The sequence below is a fragment of the Thermoanaerobaculia bacterium genome (genome assembly GCA_035260525.1).
Taxonomy (GTDB): domain Bacteria; phylum Acidobacteriota; class Thermoanaerobaculia; order UBA5066; family DATFVB01; genus DATFVB01.
In genome coordinates this window covers 1-8,382 of sequence record DATFVB010000104.1, presented here as the reverse complement: position 1 = coordinate 8,382, position 8,382 = coordinate 1, and the positions used below count along the sequence as shown (strand labels likewise).

The window sequence follows — 8,382 nt, the reverse complement described above, 5'->3', positions numbered from 1 at the left end:
CGCATCCCGTCCGCCTTCGCCGAGGCTTCGGCGGATCGAAGCGAGGACACCGCCTTCCGAGCCAAGAAACGTCATCGGCGATCGATCCGCCATAGCTCGTGAGAGCGACGGCGGACCGGGCTCGCGCCTCGCCGCGCCTCGACGTCTTCATAACTGATTTCGCGGGTCCTTCTTCCCCGACGCGGGCGCTGGCGGGGACCATGGCCGCCGAATATCCCGGTCCACCGAACCCGTCTTCCAACGACCCTGGCTGCGCCTGATCGCTGTCGGCCAGGCATCCGCCACTACTACCGCGGCATTACCTCCAGCGCCTTCCGCGCCCGCTCGTTCTTCGGATCGAGCGCGAGCGCCCGCTCGAATTCGGCGCGCGCCTTCGCGGTTTCCCCGGTCGTCGCGTACGCGCGGCCCAGACCGAACGCGGCGTCCGTCGACTTCGGGTAGGCCCGCGCGTTCTCGGAGAGGATGAGGACGGCGGACGCGCCGGCGCCCATCTTCAGCATCTGGTATCCGGCGGCTTCCATTCCGGCGTCCGTGTCCACGTCGGGATGCGCCCGGCGAAAATCGGCGTAGGTCCAACGGACCGCCTCGACATCGTCGCGCTCCTGGTAGAGCTGGTCGATGACCGTCTGCAGAGGCGTCCGATGGAGCGCGGGAGGGGAGAAGACGGATGGTTCGAGCGGGCGATTCGCGACGATCTCCCGCCACTGCATCGAATTCAGCACCCGGCCGGTCGCGATCTCGACCTCTTCGCTGTGAAACGCGAAAAGCACGCCCTCGACGGGACGGAAATCGGAGAATCGGGTCTCGCTCGTCACCTTCTCGCCGAACGCGTGGATCGGCGCGGCCTTGCGGTTCGCGATCTCGAGGAAGGTCTGCGCGTCCACGAATTCCTCCACCGCGAAGCCGTCCCGCATCGTGAGCCGTAGGCGCCACGCCTGGCGGCCGGCGATCGGCTCCTTCCCGAGCACCTCGATCGTCGAGCCCTTCGTCCGGTAGTCGGGGAGCGCGCCGTCGATCCACAGGCCATGGCGTGACGCGGCCGACGCCGGGCCAACGGTCCGGAGGACGATCCCGGGGTCTCCGTAATACTCCCACGCGCTTCCGTCGTACCCCTCTGCGAAATCGCCGATCGGCTTCTCGGGATCGCCCACGAGCTTGTAATACGGCCGCATGAGCGCCATCGCGGCATGGTCGTTCTCGTGGGTTCCCTCCCGATAGGTCCCCCGATAGATGACCGAGTGGATGGCGGCGAGCCGTTGCGCGCCGCCCCGCGCTTCGACGCACCGGGCGACGATCTCGTCGGCCGATGGCGGGGCCGTGGCCCCGAGAGACGACGAGATCGCGAGGAGCAGGAATTCGACAATCAGCCTCCGGGAAATACGCACGTGACCTCCTTCGGTCGCTCGAGAGACGTCGCCGGCGGCCGAAGGTTTCGGCGGCAGGAGGAGCCTCGCGGTGGGTGGCGCCGACTCGTGATCCGTCGACTCGCGCCTGCCGCGCGAGCGGCCCGACTCGCGACTCGTCATCCGGGTCCGCGCTACAATCCGGGGCGATGGCGGCGAGCGCGGCGAAATGTCCGGAGTGCGGCGGAACGGGATGGACCCTCCGCAGCGCCGAGGGCGAGCGGATCGCGCGGGAATGCGGCTGCCGGAAGGAAGAATCGCGGCACCGCCGATTCGAGGCGGCCCAGGTCCCGGAGCGGTACCGCGACTGCTCCTTTTCCGATTTCAACGACACGAACCTCGCGCTGAAGAAGGCGAAGTCGGTCGCGCAGGAGTTTGCGGCGGCGTACCCCGTCGTCGAGGCGGGGCTCCTCTTCGTCGGCCCGGCGGGAAACGGAAAGACCCACCTCGCGATCGCGATCCTGAACGAGATCACGCGGACGAAGGGGCGCCGGGCGCTGTACGTGAACTTCTCCGACCTGCTGATGAAGATCCAGTCCACCTTCAAGAGCGACGCCGTGGAGACGAAGGAAGACGTGATCACGCCGTACGCCGAGACGGAGCTCCTCGTTCTCGACGAGCTCGGCGCCACGAAACCCTCCGACTTCGCGCGCGACATGCTCTACGCGCTGCTGAACACGCGTTACAACCACAAACGCGTCACGATCGCGACGTCGAACTACATGGACGAGCTCACCGGGGGGGCGCGCGAGAAGCTCGAGGACCGGATCGGCTACACGCTCCGGAGCCGCCTCCACGAGATGTGCCAGACGATCAAGATCCAGAGCGACGACTTCCGCGAGAAGGTCAAGCGCGCGGACTTCCACGCGCGGTACTAGCCACGATCGCGCGAGCACCCGCCGAATACCGGATGCGCCCGCTCTCGATCCCGGACCCGATGTTGAGCCGCGAAACCTCACCCCCCCGCCCCCTCTCCCGCCTCCGCCAAAGGCTTCGGCGAGGCAGGCTCAGGTGGAGAGGAGGGACGGCATGACGACGATCCTATTCTCCGACGACGCGGACGCCCTGCGCCCTTCCCCGATCCGTCGCTTCGCGTCCCTCATCAACGACCCATCCGTGATCTCGTTCGCCGGCGGCGTCCCCAATCCGTCGACGTTCCCGGCGGAGGCGCTCGCGCGCGCGGCCGGCAGGGCGATCCGGGAACGGGGGAACGAGGCGCTCCAGTACGGCCCGACGGCGGGATTCCCGGCCTTGCGCGAGCGCATCGCGGCGCGGCTCTCGGCGAAGGGGCTTCCGGCCGGGACCGCCGACGTCCACCTGACGACCGGTTCGCAGCAGGCGCTCGACCTGATCGCGCGGGTGCTCGTCGACCCGGGGGACGGCGTCGTCGTCGAGAGCCCGGCCTACGTCGGCGCGCTCGCGTGCTTCCGCTCCCGTCGCGCCCGGTTCATCGCGGCGACGCGCGGCGACGAACGCCTCGACGTCGCCGGGCTGAGGGAAAGGGTCATCGCATTCCGGCGCGGCGGCGGCGTCGTGCGGGTGCTCTACACGATCCCGAACTTCCAGAACCCTTCGGGGTGGACGCTCTCCGCCGCGGGCAGGGAGGAGCTGCTGGCTTGCGCGGCCGAGCTCGGGCTCTTCGTCGTCGAGGACGACCCTTACGGGGAGGTGCACTTCGGCGCGCCGCCGCCCCCTCCGCTCGCCGCGCTGGATCGCGAGGCGCGCGTCGCCTACCTCGGAAGCTTCTCGAAGACGCTCGCGGCGGGGCTCCGCACCGGCTTCGTCCGCGCGCCGCGCGAGCTGCTCGCGAAGATCGAGCTCGCCAAGCAGGCGGCGGATCTCTGTTCGTCGAGCCTCGATCAGTGGACGCTCGCGTTCTGGTTCGAGGAGAACGACTACGACGCGCACCTCGCGCGGGTGCGCTCTTTCTACGCCGCGCAGAGGGACGTGCTGCTCGCCGCGGTGAACGCACAGTGGCCGCGGGAGATCGCGGTCTCCCGACCGGACGGGGGTCTTTTCTGCTGGGCGCGCCTCCCCGGCGGCCAGGACGCTTCGGCGCTCCTCGCGCGCGCCCTCGAGGAGAAGAGCGTCGCGTTCATCCCGGGCGAGCCCTTCTTCGCCGGGGAGGGGGATCCCCCGCGGAGCTTCTTCCGGCTGACGTTCGCGAAGGAGCCGGCGGAGCGGATGCGTGAAGGGATTCGCCGGCTGGGCGAGCTGCTGCGGAGCGCGTCGTGACCGGACGGCGCGCGGCTTCGGCCCTCGCATCGGGCGCGGCCGCCGCGATGATCGTGTGGTCTTCCGCCTCCTGCGCGTCGCGGCCACGAGCTGCCGCGAGACCGGTTGCGCCCCCCGGCCCGAAGAGCGTTGCCGAGGCCACGCCGTCTGCTCCCGTTCTCCCGCCGGTGGCGCCTCCGATTCTCCGCGTCGGGCTCGCGAGCGACGTCGCGGAATTCACGCTTCCCGCTCCGGGAGCCCCGTGGATCGTCTCCGGTGGGGAGGAGACCGCCCTCTTCGCCGGCCCGCTGACGTTCCGGCCGCACGGAGGCGGGGGCGTCGTCCGGATCCAGACGGGCGCGTTCTCGGAGGAGGGCGCGGCCCGCGCGGCCGCGGCGGAGATGGGCAAGCGCACCGGACTCGAGGCCTCGATCGCGTTCTCCGCCGAAAAAGGGCTTTATCGGGTCCGCCTCGGCGCCTTCGGAGACGCACGCGCCGCGGCGGACGCCCAGGCGAAGCTCCAGGCGGCCGGCATCTCCGGTTTCCCGGTGACGGAGTCTTCGGGCAACGCGGCGCTGCTGATGCGCGACGGCTCCGGCCGCGAGGAGACGCTCGGCGGAGCGTCGGCGGAAATCGCCCCGGGCGCCCCCGGTCTTTTCGCCGCGAGCGGCGGCAAGAGCTATCGCGGCCGCCTGCGGCTCGTCGTCAACGGCCGCGGGACGCTGAACGTCGTCAACGTGGTCAACCTCGAAGACTACCTCCGGGGCGTCGTCCCCGCGGAGATGGGGCCGAAGCGGTTCGACGAGATCGAGGCGCTGAAAGCCCAGGCGGTCGCGGCGCGCACGTACGCGATCGACTCACGAAACGGATTCGACTCGGAAGGCTACGACCTGTGCGCGACGCCGAAATGCCAGGTCTACGGCGGGATCGACGCCGAGGACCCGCTGACCGACCTCGCCGTCGAGCAGACGCGCGGCCAAATCGCGGCGTTCCAGGGAAAGCCGATCCACGCGCTCTTCACGTCGACGTGCGGCGGGGCGACCGAGGACGCCCGGCTGATCTTCCCGGGCATGGCGGCGCCCTATCTCGCGGGCGTGACGTGCGGCGAGCAGGAGAAGTCGATGTTCGACGGCGCGCGCGTGCCGAAGGGATCGCGCGGCCAGTCGCTCTCGCCGCTGGAGTGGCGCGGATGGGTGCTCGCGAGGCTCGCCGCGGCCCGGGGCCGCCGCGGACGCGCCGCGCTGTGGGAGGAGGCGTTCCGGGTCGCCGGAATCAAGCCCCGGGGCAGCGCTCCCGCCTCTCTCTCCCCGCCGGCCGTGTACCCGGCCGTGCTCGCCGGTTTCGGGCTCACCGACGACCGCGACGTGCACCTGACGACGCTCGACCTCGACTACGCCGCCGGCCCGCCGGATCCGGCCGCCGCCCTCCCCGCGGACGCGCGCGCCGCATACGACACGCTCGGCCGGCTGAAGATCGCCGAGGGAGCGGGACTCCCGGCTCCGGGCCGGACGATGTCGGAGGCGGACTTCGGCGGCCTCCTGCTGTCGGTCGCGATGCGGCTCGGCGGCGTCGTCGAGACCTCCGGACGCCTCGCCCGCCGGGAGGGCGGAAGCTTCGTCGTCAAGACGGCGGCCGGACGCGCGGAAGTCCCCGCGGACACGACGATCGAAGTGGCGCGCCTCGTCAACGGCCGTTTCTATCCCGCGTCCGAAGTCGCGGTGACGTCGGGCGATCCAGTCGGCTTCTGGAAACGCGGTCCGAAGGTCCTCGCGCTCTGGACCGTCGAGTCGCCGGCGGGAGGGACGTTCGAGAAGGAGTCCGCCTGGACCGAGTGGGTGCGCCGCGTCTCGGCGCGCGAGCTCGCGATCCGGCTCGCGCCGCGGATCGTCGCGACCGAGGTTCGCTCGATCGAGATCCGCCGGCGCGGGCGCTCGGGGCGCGTGGTCGAAGCGGCGATCACCACGGACAAGGGCGTGCTCGCGCTGACCGGCTTCGACATCCGCCAGGCGCTGCAGCTCCCGGAGCTCCTCTTCACGGTCGAAAAGGCCTTCGCCCCGGACGGTTCGGCGGAGTTCGTGTTCATCGGCCGCGGGTGGGGCCACGGCGTCGGTCTCTGCCAGAACGGCGCGTACGGCATGGCGCTCGCCGGGCATTCCTACGAAGAAATCCTGAAGCACTACTACCCGGGCATCGACGTCACGCCGCTCGAGCCGGCGTCAGCGGCGCCGGCCCAGGCTCCTCCGGCCGGCGCGCCCGCCGTCGTGCCCACGACCGTGAGCATTCCTCCGCCGGCCGTTCCCGCTCCGGCGCCCGCTCCACCGACGGCCGTCGCCCCCCCTCCGGCCCCCGCGCGCTGACACCGCGGCCCCGCCGCTGTAACCTTGTGCGGGTCCCGGTCGTTCTATGCGGGTGAGGACGGGAGCCGTTCTCGGGAGGAAAACATGAGCATTCAGATCGTCCGAAAATCGATAGTGGGCGCGGTCGCCGCAGCGGCGATCCTCCTCGGCGGCCTCTGGGCGGGACGCCTGGCCGCGGGCCCGCTCGGCCATGGAAGGCATTTTTCGGCGGACCGGATTTTCCAGCGGATCTCGGACCGCCTCGACCTCTCCGATTCCCAGCGCGATCAGGTCCGGGGGGTGCTCAAGGCGCACAAGGACGCGATCCTGGAGGAGATCGGAACCGTCCGGTCGGCGCGCCTGGCGCTCCGCCGCGCGATCGACGCGAGCCCCGCCGACGAAGCCGCGATCCGCGAGAAGGCTGCCGAGCTCGGGACGGCCGAGGGTGACGCCGCCGTCCTGCGGGCACAGCTCAAGGCCGAGATCCTGCCCGTCCTGAACGACGAGCAAAAGGAGAAGCTCGCGGCGTTCCGGTCCCGCGTCGAAGGGAAAGGCGATCGCATGCAGGCGTCGGTGCAGGAGTTCCTGTCGAAGTGAATCCGTTCGAAGCGCCGTGCCCCGATTCCGACCTCGCCGGACGCGCTCGCGCCGGCGAGACGTGGGCATTCGAGCAGCTCGTCCGGCGCCACGCCGCGATGGCGATCGGGGCGGCCGCGCGGATCACTCGGGACGCCGGGCTGGCGGAAGACGCCGCCCAGGAGGCGTTCTGGAAGGCGTGGCGCGCGCTCCCGACGTACCGCGAGGAGCAGAACTTCGGCGGATGGCTGCGGCGGATCGTCGTTCGCTGCGCGCTCGACATCGTCCGGCGCCGGCGGCCGGTGTTCCCCCTGACCGGGTCCGAGCGGTCGGCCGGCGGCGAGGAGAGGGCGATCGAGACCCGCAGCCGCCTCGCGCACGCCCTCGCCCGGATCTCCGCCCTGGACCGCGAGATCCTCACGGCGGTGAAAGGGGAAGGACGGGCGATCGGAGAAGTCGCGGCCGAGCTCGGCATCACCTCGGTCGCCGCTCGGGTCCGTCTCCATCGGGCGCGAACGAAATTGAAGAAGATCCTCCGGGAGGAGCCATGAGCCCATGCCGCCGCGTTTTCCGCGCGCTCGCCGCCGGAGAGAGCCTTCCCTCCGATGCCGCGGCGCATCTCTTCGTCTGCGGACGATGCCGCCGGCGCGCGCATGGCGAGAGGATCGAGCGAGAGATCGGCGCGGCCGCGCTCCCGCGTCCGGCCGAGATCCCGGTTCCCGCGGATTTCGTCGCGCGCGTCATGCGGGGCCTCCCGGCGCGGCGCGCGCTCCTTCCGGTTTCGGCTCCCTGGAAATGGGCGGCGGCGCTGGCGATCTTCGCCGCCGCGGCCGGGTACGGCTATACCGTCTGGTCGGAGACGAACTCCGCCGGGCAGGAGATGGCGTCGGCCTCCCCGGCCCCGGTCGAGGAGGCGGCGGTCCTCGCCTTCTGAAGCCATCCGTTCATCCCGTTTTTTCATATAGTGGAGAAAACGGGAGAAAAGCCATGACGGTCGACCGGCGAAAGCTCATTTTCGGGACCCTTGCGGCCGGAGCGGCCGCGCCGGCGCTCACCCGCGCCGCCTCCGCGATCGCGCCTTCGAGCGGATCGAGCGACGTCGACATGCTGAACGTCGCGCTCGGTCTCGAGCACGAGGCGATCTACGCCTACACGCTCGCCGGGTCGAGCGGCCTCCTCTCCGCGAAGGCGGCCGAGGTCGGCCTCGAGTTCCAGCAGAGCCACGAAGGGCACCGCGACCTCCTGACGAAGATCATTCGCGGGAAGGGGGGCCGGCCCGTCCTGCCGGCCGAGAAGTACGGCTGGAGCGTGCCGCTGAAGGACGAGAAGGACGTGCTCGCGCTGGCTTTCCAACTCGAGGTCGGAGCGGCGCGGGCCTACCTGTCGGTGGTCCCGAAGTTCAACGATCGGACGCTCTCCGAAGGCGCCGCGCGCATCATGAGCGACGAGGTGCTCCACGCGACGGTGCTGCGGAGCGTTCTCGGGCGCGAGGTCGTCCCCTCGTTCCGCCTGATCACGGTCTGAGCGCGCCGCGCTCCTTCGCGCGGGCGCAGCCCCGTGGGGACCCCTTTGGTCGAGCGCTCGCCTCGGAAGGTGCGGTCTCTCGCCCGAAGGGCACCGCTCTTCCGCCATAATCCCGCCGTGCTCATTCTCGTTCCGTCGCACGACGACGCCGGCTCGTTGCGCGAGAGCCTGCCGCGGTTCCGGCAGGCGATGCGGCCGGGGTCCGACCGTCTGCTCGTCGTGGCGGACCGCTGCGAGGACGAAACCGCGCAGGTCGCGCGGGCCGCGGGCGCGGAGGTGGTCGTCCGAGACGACGAGGCGTCCGGGCGCGGGAAGGGAGGAGCCCTTCG

General features: G+C 71.0%; 9 protein-coding genes. 8 read left to right on the top strand and 1 reads right to left on the bottom strand.

From position 1 onward, the window contains the following. Nucleotides 1-287: 287 nt before the first annotated feature. Nucleotides 288-1,385, bottom strand: a complete 1,098-nt coding sequence (locus VKH46_05045) for a tetratricopeptide repeat protein (GenBank protein ID HKB70189.1) — start codon at nucleotides 1,383-1,385, stop codon at nucleotides 288-290. A gap of 167 nt (nucleotides 1,386-1,552) precedes the next feature. Between VKH46_05045 and zapE the strand changes: the two genes are divergently transcribed. The 8 genes from zapE to VKH46_05005 form a co-directional block, all read left to right on the top strand. Further along, entirely contained in the window at nucleotides 1,553-2,281 is a 729-nt protein-coding gene (gene zapE / locus VKH46_05040) for an AFG1/ZapE family ATPase (protein HKB70188.1), read from the top strand. A 151-nt stretch (nucleotides 2,282-2,432) separates the two neighbouring features. Beyond that, nucleotides 2,433-3,638: a PLP-dependent aminotransferase family protein gene (locus tag VKH46_05035; GenBank protein HKB70187.1), complete on the top strand. Its 1,206-nt coding sequence runs from the start codon at nucleotides 2,433-2,435 to the stop codon at nucleotides 3,636-3,638. 167 nt (nucleotides 3,639-3,805) lie between these two features. Beyond that, complete coding sequence (locus VKH46_05030) at nucleotides 3,806-5,974, top strand: SpoIID/LytB domain-containing protein (protein ID HKB70186.1); 2,169 nt, start codon at nucleotides 3,806-3,808, stop codon at nucleotides 5,972-5,974. Between the two features lie 84 nt (nucleotides 5,975-6,058). Continuing rightward, complete coding sequence (locus VKH46_05025) at nucleotides 6,059-6,550, top strand: Spy/CpxP family protein refolding chaperone (protein HKB70185.1); 492 nt, start codon at nucleotides 6,059-6,061, stop codon at nucleotides 6,548-6,550. Beyond that, nucleotides 6,547-7,080: a sigma-70 family RNA polymerase sigma factor gene (locus tag VKH46_05020; protein ID HKB70184.1), complete on the top strand. Its 534-nt coding sequence runs from the start codon at nucleotides 6,547-6,549 to the stop codon at nucleotides 7,078-7,080. Before VKH46_05025 ends, VKH46_05020 begins: the two co-directional genes overlap by 4 nt. Beyond that, on the top strand, nucleotides 7,077-7,463 hold the full coding sequence (locus VKH46_05015; protein ID HKB70183.1) for a hypothetical protein: 387 nt from the start codon (nucleotides 7,077-7,079) through the stop codon (nucleotides 7,461-7,463). The genes VKH46_05020 and VKH46_05015 overlap by 4 nt, the downstream gene beginning before the upstream one ends. 53 nt (nucleotides 7,464-7,516) lie before the next feature. Further along, nucleotides 7,517-8,053, top strand: a complete 537-nt coding sequence (locus VKH46_05010; protein HKB70182.1) for a ferritin-like domain-containing protein — start codon at nucleotides 7,517-7,519, stop codon at nucleotides 8,051-8,053. Nucleotides 8,054-8,170: 117 nt separating this feature from the next. Continuing rightward, on the top strand, nucleotides 8,171-8,382 hold a 212-nt coding region (locus VKH46_05005), incomplete at its 3' end, for a glycosyl transferase (GenBank protein HKB70181.1).

Bases quoted from the DNA above. Each gene is read 5' to 3' on its own strand.
- VKH46_05015 (HKB70183.1), top strand. From the start codon at position 7,077: ATGAGCCCATGCCGCCGCGTTTTCCGCGCGCTCGCCGCCGGAGAGAGC.
- zapE (HKB70188.1), top strand. From the start codon at position 1,553: ATGGCGGCGAGCGCGGCGAAATGTCCGGAGTGCGGCGGAACGGGATGG.
- VKH46_05010 (HKB70182.1), top strand. From the start codon at position 7,517: ATGACGGTCGACCGGCGAAAGCTCATTTTCGGGACCCTTGCGGCCGGA.
- VKH46_05035 (HKB70187.1), top strand. From the start codon at position 2,433: ATGACGACGATCCTATTCTCCGACGACGCGGACGCCCTGCGCCCTTCC.
- VKH46_05025 (HKB70185.1), top strand. From the start codon at position 6,059: ATGAGCATTCAGATCGTCCGAAAATCGATAGTGGGCGCGGTCGCCGCA.